The sequence below is a fragment of the Sulfurifustis variabilis genome (assembly GCF_002355415.1).
Lineage (GTDB): Bacteria > Pseudomonadota > Gammaproteobacteria > Acidiferrobacterales > Sulfurifustaceae > Sulfurifustis > Sulfurifustis variabilis.
The window spans coordinates 945,530-961,671 of sequence record NZ_AP014936.1; the positions used below are offsets into that span (position 1 = coordinate 945,530).

The 16,142-nt window shown below is 68.3% G+C and carries 18 protein-coding genes; 12 read left to right on the plus strand and 6 right to left on the minus strand.

The features are described 5' to 3' along the window. Position 1: 1 nt before the first annotated feature. Positions 2-1,924, plus strand: coding sequence for a nitric oxide reductase activation protein NorD (locus SVA_RS04580; protein WP_096459452.1), 1,923 nt, complete (start codon positions 2-4; stop codon positions 1,922-1,924). Between the two features lie 240 nt (positions 1,925-2,164). Next, positions 2,165-2,329, plus strand: coding sequence for a hypothetical protein (locus SVA_RS19710; protein ID WP_169923970.1), 165 nt, complete (start codon positions 2,165-2,167; stop codon positions 2,327-2,329). A gap of 12 nt (positions 2,330-2,341) precedes the next feature. On the opposite strand, the gene SVA_RS04585 is transcribed toward SVA_RS19710, so the two are convergent. Then, the gene (locus tag SVA_RS04585; RefSeq protein ID WP_096459455.1) at positions 2,342-3,130 is read right to left on the minus strand and encodes an ABC transporter ATP-binding protein; all 789 of its coding nucleotides are present in this window, start codon (positions 3,128-3,130) and stop codon (positions 2,342-2,344) included. Positions 3,131-3,228: 98 nt separating this feature from the next. Between SVA_RS04585 and SVA_RS04590 the strand changes: the two genes are divergently transcribed. Together SVA_RS04590 and SVA_RS04595 are read left to right on the plus strand one after the other, a co-directional pair. Further along, the gene (locus SVA_RS04590) at positions 3,229-4,083 is read left to right on the plus strand and encodes a metal-dependent hydrolase (protein ID WP_197703372.1); all 855 of its coding nucleotides are present in this window, start codon (positions 3,229-3,231) and stop codon (positions 4,081-4,083) included. Between the two features lie 184 nt (positions 4,084-4,267). Beyond that, positions 4,268-4,471, plus strand: coding sequence for a cold-shock protein (locus tag SVA_RS04595; protein ID WP_096459458.1), 204 nt, complete (start codon positions 4,268-4,270; stop codon positions 4,469-4,471). Positions 4,472-4,539: 68 nt separating this feature from the next. Here SVA_RS04595 and SVA_RS04600 read toward each other — a convergent pair whose 3' ends face one another. Both SVA_RS04600 and SVA_RS04605 read right to left on the minus strand, forming a co-directional pair. Beyond that, positions 4,540-4,839 (minus strand): PH domain-containing protein, encoded by a 300-nt coding sequence (locus SVA_RS04600; RefSeq protein ID WP_096459461.1) that lies wholly within the window; start codon positions 4,837-4,839, stop codon positions 4,540-4,542. Position 4,840: 1 nt separating this feature from the next. Next, a complete protein-coding gene (locus tag SVA_RS04605; protein ID WP_096459464.1) occupies positions 4,841-5,110 on the minus strand; it encodes an RNA recognition motif domain-containing protein in 270 nt (89 codons plus the stop codon). Between the two features lie 200 nt (positions 5,111-5,310). On the opposite strand from SVA_RS04605, the gene SVA_RS04610 reads away from it, so the two are divergent. The 3 genes from SVA_RS04610 (at position 5,311) to SVA_RS04620 (ending at position 7,341) form a co-directional block, all read left to right on the plus strand. After that, a complete protein-coding gene (locus tag SVA_RS04610; protein WP_096459467.1) occupies positions 5,311-5,865 on the plus strand; it encodes a hypothetical protein in 555 nt (184 codons plus the stop codon). A gap of 331 nt (positions 5,866-6,196) precedes the next feature. Then, entirely contained in the window at positions 6,197-6,865 is a 669-nt protein-coding gene (locus tag SVA_RS04615; RefSeq protein ID WP_096459470.1) for a hypothetical protein, read from the plus strand. Further along, positions 6,862-7,341, plus strand: a complete 480-nt coding sequence (locus tag SVA_RS04620) for a hypothetical protein (protein WP_096459473.1) — start codon at positions 6,862-6,864, stop codon at positions 7,339-7,341. The genes SVA_RS04615 and SVA_RS04620 overlap by 4 nt, the downstream gene beginning before the upstream one ends. Before the next feature lie 15 nt (positions 7,342-7,356). On the opposite strand, the gene SVA_RS04625 is transcribed toward SVA_RS04620, so the two are convergent. Then, the gene (locus tag SVA_RS04625) at positions 7,357-10,986 is read right to left on the minus strand and encodes an EAL domain-containing protein (protein ID WP_148665380.1); all 3,630 of its coding nucleotides are present in this window, start codon (positions 10,984-10,986) and stop codon (positions 7,357-7,359) included. Between the two features lie 229 nt (positions 10,987-11,215). On the opposite strand from SVA_RS04625, the gene SVA_RS04630 reads away from it, so the two are divergent. Both SVA_RS04630 and SVA_RS04635 read left to right on the plus strand, forming a co-directional pair. Then, complete coding sequence (locus SVA_RS04630; protein WP_096459479.1) at positions 11,216-11,863, plus strand: histidine phosphatase family protein; 648 nt, start codon at positions 11,216-11,218, stop codon at positions 11,861-11,863. Next, the gene (locus tag SVA_RS04635) at positions 11,860-12,450 is read left to right on the plus strand and encodes a DUF938 domain-containing protein (RefSeq protein ID WP_096459482.1); all 591 of its coding nucleotides are present in this window, start codon (positions 11,860-11,862) and stop codon (positions 12,448-12,450) included. Before SVA_RS04630 ends, SVA_RS04635 begins: the two co-directional genes overlap by 4 nt. Positions 12,451-12,472: 22 nt before the next feature. Here the strand turns inward: SVA_RS04635 and SVA_RS04640 are convergent, their stop codons facing one another. After that, on the minus strand, positions 12,473-12,871 hold the full coding sequence (locus SVA_RS04640) for a Gfo/Idh/MocA family oxidoreductase (protein ID WP_096459485.1): 399 nt from the start codon (positions 12,869-12,871) through the stop codon (positions 12,473-12,475). A 219-nt stretch (positions 12,872-13,090) separates the two neighbouring features. On the opposite strand from SVA_RS04640, the gene SVA_RS19715 reads away from it, so the two are divergent. From SVA_RS19715 to SVA_RS04655, 3 genes are all read left to right on the plus strand, one after another. Next, positions 13,091-13,366, plus strand: a complete 276-nt coding sequence (locus SVA_RS19715; protein ID WP_169923971.1) for an EF-hand domain-containing protein — start codon at positions 13,091-13,093, stop codon at positions 13,364-13,366. Positions 13,367-13,465: 99 nt separating this feature from the next. After that, positions 13,466-15,124, plus strand: a complete 1,659-nt coding sequence (locus SVA_RS04650) for an alpha-amylase family protein (RefSeq protein ID WP_096459491.1) — start codon at positions 13,466-13,468, stop codon at positions 15,122-15,124. A gap of 105 nt (positions 15,125-15,229) precedes the next feature. Then, complete coding sequence (locus SVA_RS04655) at positions 15,230-15,628, plus strand: nuclear transport factor 2 family protein (protein WP_096459494.1); 399 nt, start codon at positions 15,230-15,232, stop codon at positions 15,626-15,628. A gap of 187 nt (positions 15,629-15,815) precedes the next feature. Here the strand turns inward: SVA_RS04655 and SVA_RS04660 are convergent, their stop codons facing one another. After that, positions 15,816-16,064, minus strand: a complete 249-nt coding sequence (locus SVA_RS04660; protein ID WP_096459497.1) for a hypothetical protein — start codon at positions 16,062-16,064, stop codon at positions 15,816-15,818. Positions 16,065-16,142 lie beyond the last annotated feature (78 nt).

Below are 16,142 nucleotides of genomic sequence, written 5' to 3' on the forward strand. Positions count from 1 at the left end.
CGTGAGCTTCTGGGAGCTGCAGGAGACCGTCGGGCGATACTGGCACCGGTGGGCCGGCGCCGCGGCGAGTTACCCGCATCACCCGCAAGCCGCGGTCCGTCTCGAGGAGCTGAGTGCACGCCTCGCCGTCTTTTACCGCGGCCTCGGCGGGTCGGGCGGCGTGCGCCTGGCCGGCGGCGGTCCGGTCGCCTCGCGCCATCGCTTGAGGCTCCGCCAGCGACTGGGGCTCGGCGACGAGGAGCGCCTCGAGCGACCGGCCTTCGACGGGGAGACGCTGACGCTGCCCGAGCGCGTCGATTGTTTTCCGGACCGATCGCTCAACGTACAGCTGTACTTCTGGCTCGCCGCCTTCTTCGCGCATGCGCCCGATGCGTGGCCGCGGAGCGACGATGCCTTGCAGCGCGATGTCCTCGCGCTCCGGCTGGCTGACCGTGCGACGCGGCATGTGTTGCGGGACTGGCCTGGCCTCAGGGCGTCCCACTCGGCGCTCTCCCGGGCGGCGCGCGCGATGCGGGGGCGGCGCGCGCTTGCCGGCGTCGAGGCGGGGCTCGAGGAAGTCGTCGTGCATCTGCTCGGCGACGAGCCGCCGAAGAGCGATGCCGGCCGCGCGCTCCTCGCGGCGGTGCGCGGAGAGCCCGACGGCGTTCCGCGCCTGAGCGCCCCGCGCGGCTACCGCCCGTTTTTGCCTGCCCCGATCTGGGGGGTCGTCATCGAACGTCATCGATCCCGGACCGGAAGCCGCGGCGAGGAGCCGGGCGGAGGCGGCGCCGACGGCGGCGAGCGCCGGCTGCAGGCCAGGCGCCGCGGACTGGACGAAAGCCGCCGCCGGGACGCGCTCGTGATGTTTCCGCTCGAGCATGTCCCGATGCTGGCGGAGATGGCGAACCTCAATCGGCCGGTCGAGGACGACGACCTCGAGGGCGCGCGACAGGCGGCCGAGGCGCTCGACGAGATCGCTCTGGGCAGCCACGAGGCCAGGGCGAGCACCCGCCTCAGGCTCGATCTCGACGTCGGCAGCGAGACCGTCGCGACCGGCGCGCTTGCCGGGGAACGCACGTATCCCGAGTGGGACTACACGCGACGGCGCTACCTCCCCGATCATTGCCGCGTGCTCGCCGAGCCGGCCACCGAGGAGGGCAGCGACTGGCAACCCGACGCCGAAGCGCGGCGGCGCATTCGCGCGGTTCGACGCCAGTTCGAGGCGCTGCGTCCGAAGCGACAGGTGTTCCCGGCGCAGCGCGACGGCGCCGAGCTGGATCTGAACGCCCTCGTGCGCTCGCACACCGACCGCCTCGCCGGCGGCCCCGGCTCGGATCGCGTCTATCTCGAGGCGCGCAACGCCGAGCGCGATCTCGCCGTCGCCATCCTGGTCGACGCCTCCCTCTCGGCCGACAGCTGGGTGGACAACCGTCGCGTGCTCGACGTGGAGAAGGAGGCGGTGCTCTGTCTCAGCCACGGTCTCGCCGCCTGCGGCGATGACCACGGGATCTACGCCTTCACTTCCCGCAAGCGTCACGCCGTGACGGTGCGCACGATCAAGGAGTTCGAGGATCCGCTGAACGCCGTCGTGCGTCGGCGTCTGGAAGCGCTGACACCGGGGTACTACACCCGGATGGGCGCGGCCGTCCGGCACGTGGCCGCCCGGCTCGCGGAAAGGGTGAACCGCCATCGCCTGCTGCTCCTGCTGACCGACGGCAAGCCGAACGATCTCGACCACTACGAGGGCCGCTACGGCGTCGAGGACACCCGCCGCGCGATCCGCGAGGCGCGCCGGCAGGGGTTGGCGGTCTTCGGCATCACCGTCGATCGCAAGGCGCGCGACTATTTCCCCTATCTGTTCGGAGGCGGGGCTTACGCCATCGTCGGACGCGTGGCACGGCTGCCCGCGGCGCTTCCCGCGCTCTATCGGCAGATCACCCGCTGACGGCTTCGGATGCCCGCTAAACCGCTGTCTTTCTCGGGATTTACCGGCCCGGCCGCACCGACGTCTTCCGGTCGGTTGCGGCATCGCGGGCCAGCGACCGAATAGCGGTTCCGGACGGCGCAAACTGGCGTATCATCCGAGGTCGGCCGGGCCGGCCGAACGGCCGGGGACCGCCGAGTAGAACAAAGGGAGGTTGCGTCGGAAGGTTCCTGCGGGGCATGACATCACTGGGGAGCGATCATGAACTACGACTCGGAAAAGCTGGGTGGCATCATCGATACGCTCAAGCGGGCTCAGGAGAATCTCAACCAGGGTGACGACTTCGAGGCGCGACGGCTGGTGGGCGGCGCTTACGAGCACCTGGGCCACGTCCTGCGTCAGCTGGACCTCCCCGGAAACGATTGAGGCGCGCGCGGCTCAGCCGTTTCCCGGGATCGCCTGATACGAGCCGTCGACTTCGATCAGCTTGATCGGCAACTCGAACAGAGCGCTGAGCGCCGCGCTCGTGAGCACGCGGTGCTTGGGGCCGTCGGCGATGACGCGGCCCTGCTTCAGAAGCACCACCCGCGTGATTTCGGGCGGGATCTCGTAGAGGTGGTGCGTGACGAGAATCACCGTCTTGCCGGCGCGCATCAGCGCTCGGACGATGTCGAGGTAGAGAAAGCTCGCGCGCAAATCGAGCCCGCTCGTCGGCTCGTCGAGCACCAGGGCGTCGGGATCCTGGATGAGCGCGCGCCCGAGCAGCAGCCGCCGCTGCTGGCCGGTCGACATCGCGTCGAACGGCCGGTCCTTGAGCTCGGCAACGCCGAGCGTCTCCATCAGGCGGTTCGCGCGCTCGATCTCCTCGGGCCTGAAATGCTCGTGCGGCCAGACATCGATGCTCGAATAGAGACCGGAGAGGACGACGTTCAGGCCGAGCGCGTAGCCCGTGTAGCGGTGCTGCAGGTCGTTCGAGACGATGCCGAGACGGCGCCGCAACTCCCAGACGTTCCAGCGCTCCTGCCCGAAGAGCCGGACGTGCGTCCCGTCCTCCGCGGCGGGATAAAGCTCCTGCGACAGGAGCTTGAGCAGGGTCGACTTGCCCGAACCGTTCGGACCCAGTATGGCGGTGTGCCCGCCCGCTTCGACGTCGAGTGACAGGCCGTCGAAGACGCGGGTCTCGTCGCGGTAGACCGTGGCGTTCCGGATCTCGATGATCTTCGGCATGGACCTGTCAAAGGGCGGCCGGGGAGGGCCGGCATTCTAACGGCAAAAGGCGGGGATGGCAGCCGCTCCGCCGCGTGCACGAGGAACGGGAGGTGCGGATGAAGCGCAGGACGGATTCCCGATACGCGATGGCCGGGCTGGTCGCGGCGACGTTGCTCGGCGCTCCGGCGGCGGCCGCCGAGGAAGGCAAGGTGAGCGTGCAGTGGCTCGGGCACGCGGCTTTCAGGATTACGAGCGCGACCGGCAAGACGATCCTGATCGACCCCTACCTCACGCAGAACCCGAGGACGCCCGAAAAGTACAAGGATCCGGATGCGCTCGGTCGGATCGACCTGATCCTGGTCACGCACGCGCACGGGGACCACGTGGGCGACGGCCCGGCGCTCGCGAAGCGGCACGACGTTCCGCTCTACGGGCCGGCGGGGCTGAACGACACCCTCGTCGCGCTCGGCATTTTGCCCGAGAAGCTCTCCCCGCGCTTCAACAAGGGCGGCACGATCACGCCGCTCGGTCAGGACATCCGGATCACGATGACGCGCGCCGAGCACAGCTCCGAGTTCCGCTGGAAGAATCCGGAGACCGGCCGAACGGAGATCCATGTCGGCGGCGAGCCGGCCGGCTTCGTCATCGAGCTCGAGAACGGCTTCCGGATCTACCACATGGGCGACACCGGGCTGTTCGCGGACCTGCGGTTCATCGGCGAGTACTACCGCCCCGACCTCGTGCTCGTCCCGATCGGCGGGCACTTCGTGCTGAGCCCGCAGGACGCGGCCTACGCCGTGAACCGGCATCTCCGGCCGCGGGCGGTCATCCCCATGCACTATGGCACCCACCCGAAACTCAAGGGCACGCCGGAGGAGTTCGTGCGGGCCCTGGGCCGGACCGCGACCCGCGTGCATGCGCTCGCCCCCGGCGAATCGGTCAGTTTCGGGGCCGCCGGCCGAAGCCGGTGACCGACCCGGCCGGACCGAAAAATAGTTGTGGCTTTTCCGCGCGCGTCGCGTATAGTGTGCGGCGTGCAGTCCACTCCCTGTAGTCCGTTCGGAAGTACCTCCCCGGTTTCATTGGCGGCCACTCCCGCGTTCACTTTCAGGTAATGAACTGCAAACCATCGCAATTCACAAACGAGGTATTTCCGTGATTACAGGTACCGTAAAGTGGTTCAACGACGCCAAGGGCTTCGGTTTCATCACTCCTAGCGACGGCGGCAAGGACGTGTTCGTGCATCACAGCGCGATCACGGGCACCGGCTTCAAGTCGCTGGCCGAGGGCCAGAAGGTGTCGTTCGAGCTCGAGCAGACCCCGAAGGGCCCGGCTGCGGCGAACGTTCGCCCGGCCTAACCCGGCACTCTGCAGCAAAACGAAAGACCCCGCCGGATCGGCGGGGTCTTTTTTTTTTGGCGGGCGGCTTATGCCGTTGGCGTCGCGGGCCGTCGGCCGCGCGGGTTCCAGATCGAAGCGGCGGCGAGTGCGCGGGTGTTCAGTTGCTCGGCGCACTGGGTCGCGTAAGCGTACACGTCGTCGCGGGAGCCGCGCCGCTGCCCCGTGATGGTCGAGCGGCCGCTTTCGAGCACGTAGCGGTACCAGTCCTTCCCCTCGGCGCCGTCGGGCGCCCCGATCTTCTCCACCAGCGCGACCTTGAACGAATGCGGGCGCGAGGACGAAGCGCGCTCGGCGGTGCGTGCGGGAACGTCCGTGGGCTGTGCCATGTCAGCGCCGCCGTCCGGACGAACGACGATCGCGCGGCCGTTCCTGGTTCACCTTGAGCGAGCGGCCCTTGAACATCTTTCCGTTGAGCGCGGCCATCGCGGCGCGCGCCTCATGGCCTTCCATCTCCACGAATCCGATGCCTCGGCACGCGCCGGTGAACACGTCGGCCACCATACGCAGCGAGCGCACGGTTCCGTGCTGCGCGAACAGTTCGCGGAGTTCCGCTTCGCGGGTGTCAGGTGCGAGATTGCCTACGAATATCGTCAGCATGCGTGTCCTCGTGTCGATGTGGCCCGCGGGGGGCGCGTAATGCGGCCTGTCGACTCCGCGCGAAGCACGGGGTGCCAGGGTGGAGCCCGCCCTCCGGGGGAGCGGGGGAGATCAGAAAAACGGTTTGTCGCGGGAAAACGGCAAAAACGCGAGAGAAAACGGATCAGCGACGCGCGCACTATACCACATTCGGGGCCCGAATGCCGGGCGCCGACGCGCCACCCCGAGGCACGGAGGCCCACGCGCGCAGCGCCAACCGCGGCATCTACTATATTGGAAAGCAGACACCCGAGATCGGGAATTCCTCCCCGTGGACGTCGAGCGAACTGCGCCTGAGCGGGTGTCGGGTGTCCTGTCTCCTCCGGACCGCCACCGGAGAAGGGGCGACGCCCGAGCAGACCGCGGAGCTTCGAGACGTCGAGCGCATGCTCGCTTTCTCCTTCGTTCTCCTCGGCGGCCTCCCGGTGGTGGCCCGTTTCACGCTGCGTCGCTTCCAGCGCCGAATCGGCACGGACGGCCGCCGGCTGTTCGTCAGGCACCCGGACGGTGGACAGGTCTCGTTCGCGCCGAAGCAGGTCGTCTACAGCGATCGCCAGATCGCGTATCGCGACCAGGTCGTGACGGTGCAGACAGGCAACCGCCAGCCGCTCTACGCGGACGGCCCTATCTCGCCCCGCTGCTGCGTCGCGCAAAGAAGCTCTCGGCGCTCGGCATGTTTCGGTATCTCCTCGCGCACGGGGAAGCGGGGCTGTTAGCGAATGCCGTTTTTCTCATTGCGCTCGCGTGGGCGTTGCTCGCCACCGGCGCCTGGCGGTTGCTCCTCTCCGATTTCCCGTGACGGCCGGGAACCACGGCGGCGAGCCGCTCGTCGGCTGCACGGGCCTTCTAGTTCTTTTCATTCAATCTTGCCCACCTATCTCTCGTGTCTTGCGATGAGAACGCGCTTCGACACCTGAAGAGATCCACGCAAGTTTCTGAATGAGCGCGCGACATCGCTCGATCAAGAAACACCCTAGGGAAATACCTCCTTGCCCGCTTCGTCGCTCTCCATAAACATGACGCGGGGCACAACAATAAGGAGGGGGGATGAGCAACCGTACCGCGATACACCGGCGCCCGTTCCTCGGCGCGCTTCAACAGCTCTTCGGCCATCCCGGCACGCTGTACGACCGGCTCGATCCGGCGGACGCGCAAGCCCGGGTGCTTTCGAGCGGGACGCCCGAGGAAATGACGCGCACGGAGACCCGCTCACTGACCGAAACGCTGGAGCGTTCGCTCCGTGCGCGGGAGGCGGTGCCGATCGGGGAGGCGATCGAGCTGGCGCGTCGGGTCGTGCACCTGCACGACCGCGTTTACGGGGAGGGGGGCGAGGGCCGGTCGGGGGTCTTTCTCCGGTCCTGGCAGCATCTCCACGCCGCGGTGCTCATTCTCTGCTCCGAACCCGGATCCCTCCCGCAGCGGCTCGACGCCTGTGTCGCGGGCATGGAAAGGATCGATGTCCGTGAGCTGCCCGGTATCGCCCGGGCGCGGTTCCTGGCCTTGCAGGCGGAGCTCGCTGCGATGGCTCGGTCGGAGGGAGGCCTGCCGCGAATATCCGAGGAGCGGGCGAAGGCGGCCGCGACCCGGTTGATCCTGCTCTATGTTCACGTTCTCGGTGTGGCGCTCGCCTCCCGATCCGAGTCGTTCGGAAAGGCATGGCCGGGCCGGCGCGAGGCGAGACGCGAGACCTTTGCGGGTTCGGGAGCCGCCGGATGAACGAGGCGATCCCGGTCCCCGTTCCCGACACCGGGGCGCGGCGGCTCAAGATCGCCTTCACGGCGCTGCTCGGCTTCTACGCGGTCGCCTTTGTCGTCGGCGTGTGCAACGGGCATTTCGGCTGGTGGGGGGAGGAGCGCGTGCAGCGGGAGCTGCGCGAGCAGGCGCTGGCACGGCTGACCGCGACACCGGCGGTCGATGCCGCGTGCACGCCTGCGGCCCGGCGCCTACAGGCGACGTTCGGCACGATTTCGCGGGTCAGCTTCGTCAAGGACCTCGACCGGCCGCTCCCGGCGATCGTCGCGCAGCAGCGGATTGTCTGCGCGCACCGGGAGGGCAGGACGATCATGGAGCGTTGGATCCTGTACGCGCAGCCGGATATCGACGACACGTCGCTTTGCCTGGCGATCGGCCGGAAACAGGATATCGACGATGCGATCCGGCGGTGCGGATTCGTCACGCGCCGGCTCTCCTGACGGGACGCGGGTCCGCTAGTTGATCTGCGCGTAGGGTCCCGGGGCGCGGTTCTGCCGGCCGAGCAACTCGAGAAACGCCTCCGGCGAGACCGGCGGGCTGAAGCAGTAGCCCTGAATGGCGTCGCAGCCATGGGCGCGCAGGAACGCCAGCTGGTCCTCTGTTTCGACGCCCTCCGCGATCACGCGCATGTCCAGGCTGTGCGCCATGGCGATAATGGTCTTCGTGATCGCCGCATCGTCCGGGTCCGTCGTGATGTCGCGCACGAAGGTGCGGTCGATCTTGATGAGATCGAGCGGGAACCGCTTCAGGTAGGCCAGCGAAGAGTATCCCGTGCCGAAGTCGTCCATCGAAAACGTCACGCCGATACCGTCGAGGGTCCGCAGCATCGCCGCGGCGGCCTCGACGTTGTGCATCAGCAGGCTCTCCGTCAGCTCCAGCTCCAGGTAGCGCGGCGCAAGCCCGGTCTCCTCGATCGTCCGTTTCACGACCAGGCTGAGGTCGTGGTTCATGAACTGGCGCCCGGACAGATTGACCGCGACCCGCAGACGCTTGAAACCGGCGGCGTGCCAGCCGCGCGCGCGCGTGCAGGCTTCGCGCAGCACCCATTCGCCGATCGGCACGATGAGTCCCGTCTCCTCGGCGAGGGAGATGAAGTCGCCGGGCGGCAACAGTCCGAGCTCGGGGTGCTGCCAGCGCAGAAGGGCCTCCGCGGCGACGATGCGGCCCGTGGCGAGGTCGAGCTGCGGCTGAAAGTGCAGAAGCAGCTCGTTGCGGTCGAGGGCACGCCGCAGATCGGTTTCGAGACGCAGGCGCCTCTGCGCCCGGGCGTTGAGCTCTGCGGTATAGAAGCGGAAGGTGTTGCGACCCGACTCCTTCGCTTCGTACATGGCGGCGTCCGCGTGCTTGAGCAGCCCTTCGGGCTCGCGCGCGTCGAGCGGGTACACCGCGATTCCGACGCTCGCGCTGGTGAACAGCTCGCGTGCCCCGATCTGGAACGCGGGTCCGAAGCTCGCCAGGATGCGCTGCGTCACGCCGGTGATCTCGTCCATCTCCGCGATCTGGCTGAGCACCACGACGAATTCGTCGCCGCCGATCCGCGCGACGCTGTCGCCGGGGCGAACGCAGGCGGCCAGGCGCTCGGCGACCGTGCGCAGCAGAACGTCGCCGGCTTCGTGCCCCAGCGTGTCGTTGATGGTCTTGAAGCGGTCGAGGTCGAGCAGCAACACCGCCGTGAGGAGGCCGTCCTCCCCGGACGCGTGCGCGGCCTGCCTCAGGCGCTCGGTGAGCTTCAGACGGTTCGGCAGCCCGGTCAGGCCGTCGTGGTAGGCAAGGTAGCGAAGCTGCTCCTCCGACTGTTTGCGTTCGGTAATGTCCTGCACAATCGCGACGAACACGGGCGGCTCGTCGTGGCGCGAGAGCTGCAGGCGCACCTCGACCGGGTAGACGCTGCCGTCCCGGCGCCGGTGCTGAGTGACGAACGAAGTCGTCTCCTGCTCGCCGCGGCGCAGCGGCGTCAGCAGGGCCTCGAAGCTGTCCCGATCGAACTCGGGCTTGAGATCGACCGGCGTCAGCCCCTTCAGCTCCTCGAGCGAGTAGCCGAGGTTGCGCTGCGCGCCGCGGTTCACCTGCACGATGCGCAGATCGTTGGCGTTGAAGACGTAGATCTCGTTCGACGAGTCGTCGAGGATGCGCCCCAGGCGGGCGACCGCGTCTTCGGCGCGCTTGAGCTCCGTGATGTCGCGTCCCGTGCCGCGGTAGCCCAGGAACGCGCCGTCCGGCGCGAAGAACGGCTCGCCGCTCACCTCGCTGTAGCGTACCTCACCGTTGACGTCCCGCCGCTTCAGGACGAGGCCGTGAAACGGCCGGCGCGCTTCGAGCGTCGCACGGTGCATCCGCCAGGTTTCCTCGCTCACGTCGACGTAGGGCAGCTCCCAGCGCGTCTTGCCCAGGCTGTCGCGCGCCGGGAAACGCCGTTCGGCCTCGGCGTTTCGACGGATGCGCGTGAATCGGTAATGGGCGTCCTGCTCCCAGTACCAGTCGGAAGACAGCGCCGTGAGCTGCCGGAAGCGTTCGTCGCTCGCGCGCAGCGCCCGTTCGGCCTGCCGCCGCTCGGCGATCTCGCGCACCAGCTTGCGGGCGAGCGGCACCACCTGCCAGCGCAGGAGCAGCACGCCGGCGACGGTGACGAGCAGGACGACGCCGACCATCGGCAGAAGCTGCGCGCGTATGGGCGCGTAGATCTCGCCGCGCCGCACCTTGACGATCATGCCGAGCCCCAGGGAGCCGATCGGCGCGTGCGCGGCGAGGACGTTGCGGTGCTGCGCGTCGTTGGTGATGACGGTGCCGGTTTTTCCCTCGAGCGCGTACGCCATCGGAACCGGTTCGCCGCGGACGTGCCGCGGCGCCTTCAGTACCTTGTGTCCGTTGGAGCGGTTCGGAAGGCACTGCATCTGCACTCCGAGCGGAGCGCAGACGGCCATTGTGCCGGTGTCCCCGAGCCCGGTGACGTCTTCGAACAGCTGCTCGATCGCCGGCACCGGGATTTCGGTGCGGATCGTTCCGGCCGGCCGTCCGCTTCCGTGAAATTCGCGCGTGCCGCGCACGACCAGCCGCCCGGCGTGGATGAGCGTATGGCCGGGCCAGCCGTGCAGCTCGGCCTCGAACTCGGGCGCGCTGAACTCGCCGCGCCGGCTGACGAAACGCCCGGCCGCGTCATGCAGGGCGATCGCCGAAGCGCCGACGGTCTGCTGGATGTTGTCGACGATGGCCTCGATCTCGCGGCGCTCCGCGGTGGACAGGGTGTCGTACGAGAGCTTGTCCATCAGCGTGTTGAGGCGCGGCCGCTGGCTGATCAGCAGCGTTTGCCCGGCGGCGTGCGCCACGGCGGCCTCGAACGCCGCCAGGCGGTGTCGCAGCGAAACCTGGAGGCTGTCGGTCAGCACGTCCTGCGCGGTGCGCGCGAGGAGGCTGAAGCCGAGCACCCCGGAGCCGGACGCGAGGCACAAGAGCAGCACCGTGCTGAACAGCGCGATCTTGCGGTCCTCGGCGATGTCCGCGCGCGGGTCCGCGGGCATGCGGGTGTGCGCCTGCACCGTGAGCGCGATGCCGGCGAGGATCATCGAGGCCGCCGTCCATGGCCGCATGCGGGCATCGGAATAGCGGTCGAGCAGCGAATCCATGCCGGGAACGTAAGTGGCGAGATCGAGGAGACCGACGAGCGTGGCCGCGGTGACGAGGGCGTAGACCACGCCGCGCAGGGCGGCGTGCCGCGCATAGGCGACGAGCGCGATCCCGAGGCCCGCGCCGATAAAGCCCGCCGCCGCGGTGAGGTGCATGGACGGACCGCTAGCGGATGCGTGCAAACGAGCGACGGTGTCGCCGTCCAGGACCAGGGCGACAAGCGGGATGAGGACGAGGCCTGCGGGCAGGGCGCGGTCGAGGGGTATCCGGGCGAGCCGGCGCCGGGGCGCCAGAAGCTGAATCCCGAGCAGGACGAAGCAGAACGCGACCGCGGGCATGGGAAGGCTGCGGACGAGGGCCGGTGCGAGGCCTACCCGGTCCAGGGGCCACAGGGCCAAAGGCGCCATCCCGATCGCCAAGGCGACGGATCCGGCAAACGCGACGGTCAGCTTGGGAAGCTGCATGCAGCCCCACTCCTGCTGTGACATGGCCGGAGCTGGGCGGCCCCGTTTTCATCCGCGCGGCGGCGTCGATGCCTCGGCCGTCCTTAACCACGCGGTTCCCCTTTGATTCATAAGCTTAGCCGCATGCGGCGCCAATTCCAGCAGGAAAGCCCGTCGGATGGCGACCGCGACACCGGGGCGCTAGCATGGCGGGCGGCTCGCGGATGTTTTGCAGCCGCCAGCCGCCACGATGCCTGCGAAATCCGACCGCTCGTCCCTGCGCCTCCCCCTCCCGCTGGCGGGCATGATGCTGCTCCGGGCGCTCCTCCCTGCCGGCGCGGTGGCTTCGGAGGGCGAAAACGGGCTGGCGGAACGCATGCGAACGGGCGGCCACGTACTGATGGTTCGCCACGCCCATGCACCCGGCGCAGGAGACCCGGCCGAGTTCGAAATCGGCAAGTGCGAGACCCAGCGTAATCTCGACGAGCGCGGCCGCACCCAGGCGAGGGCGATCGGGGAATGGCTTCGGTCGCGGGGTATCCGGCGCGTCCGGGTCTACTCCAGCCAGTGGTGCCGATGTCTGGAGACGGCGCGGCTGATGCGGCTCGGACCGGTGACGGAGCTTCCGCCGCTCAATTCGTTCTACGAGCGGCCGGACGATCGCGAGCCGAACCTGCGCGATCTCCGCCGCTTCCTTTCGAGGCAGCCGCCCGACGCGCCGCTGCTGGTGCTCGTCACCCATCAGGTCATCATCCAGGGAATCGCAGAGCGCTCCGTTGCCTCAGGCGAGGGAGTCCTGCTCGAATTGAAGCGGGACCGGTCGTTCGCGTTCGTCGGGCCGGTGCGTTTCGACGACGCCAACCCGGAGTCGAGAGCTCGAGCGAGAGGTGTGCGATGAAGCAGTTTGCCCCGGCTTGCGAGCGCAACCAGGACGCGATTCTGGCGGTGCTTAAGGAAATCCTGCCGGACACCGGCACGGTGCTCGAGATCGGAAGCGGCACCGGTCAGCACGCGGCGTACTTCGCGGCGCGTCTGCCGAATCTCGCGTGGCAGCCGTCCGACCTGGACCGCATGCTCCCGAGCATCCGCGCATGGGCCGCGGAGGCGGGCGTTCCCAACCTGCGCGAACCGGTCGTGCTCGACCTTTGTTCGGACGCCTGGCCGATGGCGGCGGTTCAGGCGATCGTCTGCATCAATACCGTGCACATCGTCGCGTGGCCGACGGTGGAGAAGCTGTTCGCAAACGCGGGGCGCGCGCTGACGACGGGCGGGGTGATGTACGTGTACGGCGCGTACCGCTACGCCGACCGGGAGCTCGAACCCAGCAACGAGGAATTCGACCGCTGGCTGCGCGAACGCGATCCGTCGTCCGGCCTGCGCGACTTCGAAGCGGTGAACGGGCTCGCTGCCGCAGCCGGTCTGCGGCTGCGAGGCGACCGCGCCATGCCGGCGAACAATCGGTCGATCTGGTGGGAAAAGGCGTGAGCCTTCGCTCGCCCGAAGCGGCTCAGTAGCCCCGACCGGGACCGGCCTGTCCCGGCAGCTCCGGCGCGTCGCTGAAGAAGCACCAGAGCAGATTCGCGATCACTTCCGACGCGACGATGGTATGGGCATTGTTGGTGGCCTGGAGCCGCTTGCGCAGGGCCTTGCGCATCTGCACGTCGCCCGTCAGATCGAAGATGATGTCGACCTCTTCTCCCAGGCCGGCGACCTCGAGCGGATCGGTGTAGACCGGCACTCCGCTTTGAGCGAATCCGAGCGCGACGGGCGCGTCCGGATGATGATCCGCCACGGCGACGATCTCGACGGGCGCCCGATGTTCCTGGATCTGCGCGAGAAAGTGCTCGGCGAAGACCTCGCCCACCCGCCCGAGCCCCAGCAGGGCGACTTTGATCTTCTTCGACACGGCCGTTCCTCGTTTCGATGCCCCGTTTCCAGTATAGGCAATCGCCTCCCGGCCGCGCCTTCGCTGCGACAATCCCGCAGCGCCATGGCGGGTAAGCCGGAAGAGCCACCCAGACTTTCCCGATACCGAAGCACGCACCGCTCAGGCATGCTTGCCGCCGGGCGCTCTCGAAAAGCGTCTCGCCTGCAAAGAGGACCTGGACCAACAGGAGAGAAACTCATGGCAAGGAAGTCATTGGCTCTTACGCTCGCTCTTTCCAGCACGCTCGTGGTCGGCTGCGCGGCTTGGGATCGCATGACCGGCGGCGGAGACTCCGGCAGCGGAGCGGCTCGCAGCGCGACGCCGTCGTTCAGCAAGGCGGACCGGGACGGCAGCGGCTCGATCGAGCAGAGCGAGGCGGCCGGTTTGGCCGGAATCGACTTCTCCTCGGCCGACCGGGACGGCGACGGAAAGCTGTCGCGCTCGGAGTACGAGGCGGCCGCCCAACGCAAGTAGCGTCCGGGGCGGTCGGGGCGCACCGCACCGGGGAGGGCGGTCCGGAACCCGCACCCGCCCGCGCGGCGGGTGCGCGGTTCGCTTCGCCGCTCGACACTCATGTCGATCGAGGATCTCTGGTACAAGAACGCGGTCGTCTATTGCCTGGACGTCGAGAAGTACATGGACGCAACGGGCGATGGCGTCGGGGATTTCGAGGGCCTGAGCCGCCGGCTCGACTACCTCGCCGGCATCGGCGTGACGTGCGTGTGGTTGCAGCCCTTCTATCCGTCGCCCAACCGGGACAACGGGTACGACGTGACCGACTACTACGGCGTGCATCCGAAACACGGGTCCTCCGGCGAGTTCGTCGAGTTCATGAATCACGCCCGGGCCGTGGGGGTTCGCGTCATCGTCGACCTGGTGGTGAACCACACGTCGAACGAGCATCCCTGGTTCCGGTCGGCGCGAAACGATCCGGCCTCGCCTTACCGCGACTGGTACGTCTGGTCCAGGGAGCGCCCGGCGGATCACGATACCGGCATGGTCTTCCCCGGCGTGCAGCAGACCACGTGGACCTGGGACGAGGCGGCGCGCGCCCACTATTTCCATCGCTTCTACGAGTTTCAGCCGGACCTCGACACGCATCGCCCCGCGGTCCGTGACGAGATCCGCCGGATCATGGGCTATTGGCTGGAGCTCGGCGTCTCGGGATTTCGCATGGACGCCGTCCCGTTCCTGATCGAACGCAAGGGGGCCGACGTCGAGCCGTTCCAGGACTTCGACCTGCTGCACGAGATGCGCGATTTCCTGCAGTGGCGCCGCCGTTACGCGATCCTGCTCGCGGAGGCGAACGTGCCGCCGGATCACAGCCTCCGGTACTTCGGGGAGCAAGGCGACCGGTTGCAGATGATGCTCAATTTTCCGGTCAACCAGCGGCTCTTCTACGCGCTGGCGAGCGGCGACGTCGGCCCGCTCGCGTGGGCCCTGGAGCAGACCGCGAAGCGGCCCGCGATCGCGCAGTGGGTGCAGTTCCTGCGCAGTCACGACGAGCTCGACCTCGGACGGTTGACCGAGGAGGAGCGCGAGCGCGTCTTCCGCGCGTTCGGTCCCGAGGAGCGCATGCAGATCTACCATCGCGGCATTCGCCGCCGGCTGGCGCCGATGCTCGGCGACGATCGCCGCCGGCTCGAGCTCGCCTTCAGCCTGCTGTTTTCGCTGCCCGGTGCGCCGATGCTCCAGTACGGCGACGAGATCGGAATGGGAGACGATCTCGACCTCCCGGAGCGCGAGGCCGCGCGCACGCCCATGCAGTGGACCGCGGAGCGTCACGGCGGCTTCTCGCGCGCGGAAGAGATCGTCCGGCCGGCGATCGACGACCCGGTGTACGGCTATCGCGTGCGCAACGTCGCCGACCAGCGACGCGATCCCGGCTCGCTCCTCAACCATGTCGAGCGGGTGATCCGGATGCGGAGGGAGTGCCGCGAGATCAGCTGGGGACAGTTCCGCATCGTGCGCACGAACGCGCGCGACGTACTCGTGCTCCGCTACGACTGGCGCGACACGACGCTCGTCACGCTGCACAATTTCAGCGACGCCGCGCGCCGGGTGCATTTGAACGTCGACAGCCCGCGCGGCGGGCTGCTGGTCGACGTTTTCGCGCAACGCGAGAGCCGCGCCGACGCCTCCGGAGAGCATCGGATCGAGCTCGGCCCGTACGGGTACGAATGGTTCCGCGTGGGCTCGGCGGACAACACGCTGGATCGCGCGATGTACTGACGTGCCGGTCGAAAGACCGCGCCCGAAGGGCGCCTCGCGAAGACCGGACTTCCGGGATGCCGGGGCGGTTGAGAGAGGGCCGGCCGCCGACATACGATTTGACTCATGATGCCCGAGCCGCAACAGGAATCGCGCAGGGCGCCCGCACCCGCAGCGGTCGTCGACGCCTATCTCGCGGCCATCGCCGCGCGGGATTTCGAGGGCGCCCGCCGCTGGCTTTCCGACGAATCGTTCACGCATCGCAGTCCGATCTCTTCCTTCAACAGCGCGGACGACTTCATCGGCGATATCTCGCGCATCGGCCCGATTCTCGAAGGCATCGAGCGGCGCCGTACGTTCGTGGACGGCAGGGACGTGTGCGCGGTCGTGAACTACGTGACCCGGATGGACAGGCGGGAGGTCACGCCGGCCGTGCACTGGATGACGGTGGCCGGCGGGAAAATCGTCTCGATCGAGACCTTCTTCGACGCGCGCGGCTACGCCAAGCTGTTCGACGTGGAGTGAGAAAAGGAAAGTGCGCGCTGAGTTGATGTTCGCCCTCCGGGCGTCATCACTCAGCACTCGGAACGCTTCGCCGCGCTATGGGTGTGCGGGTGGCCGTCCTGGCCTTTCGTGCGAGTCCGTTCGCCCCGCGACACATTCTTGCTCTCGATGCACTCCCCGGTGGTTCAGGCGTGGCGCGCAGCCCCGGTCACGCGGTGCTCGCCGGCGTGCTGCGTGCGCGAATGTGGGGCGGCTGCATGACGATGTAGAGGGCGTCGGGGTTGAACGCGGACGCGAACTGCCCGCCCTCGTCCCGTACCTCGTAGGCGACGTAGTGCGACTCGCGCATGAGGTTCTCGAAAATCCGGCGCACCTGGTGCGTGGAAACCGGGTCGGCTTCGCTCCAGCGGTACTGCTGCGCGCTGCCCGCAGGCGGAAGAACCGTGAGCACTCCCATCGCCGATGACCCTCCTCTCGATTTGTCGTTCGAGGTATCGAAACGAGGGGGCATGCTAACAACCGCCATCCGCGCGGC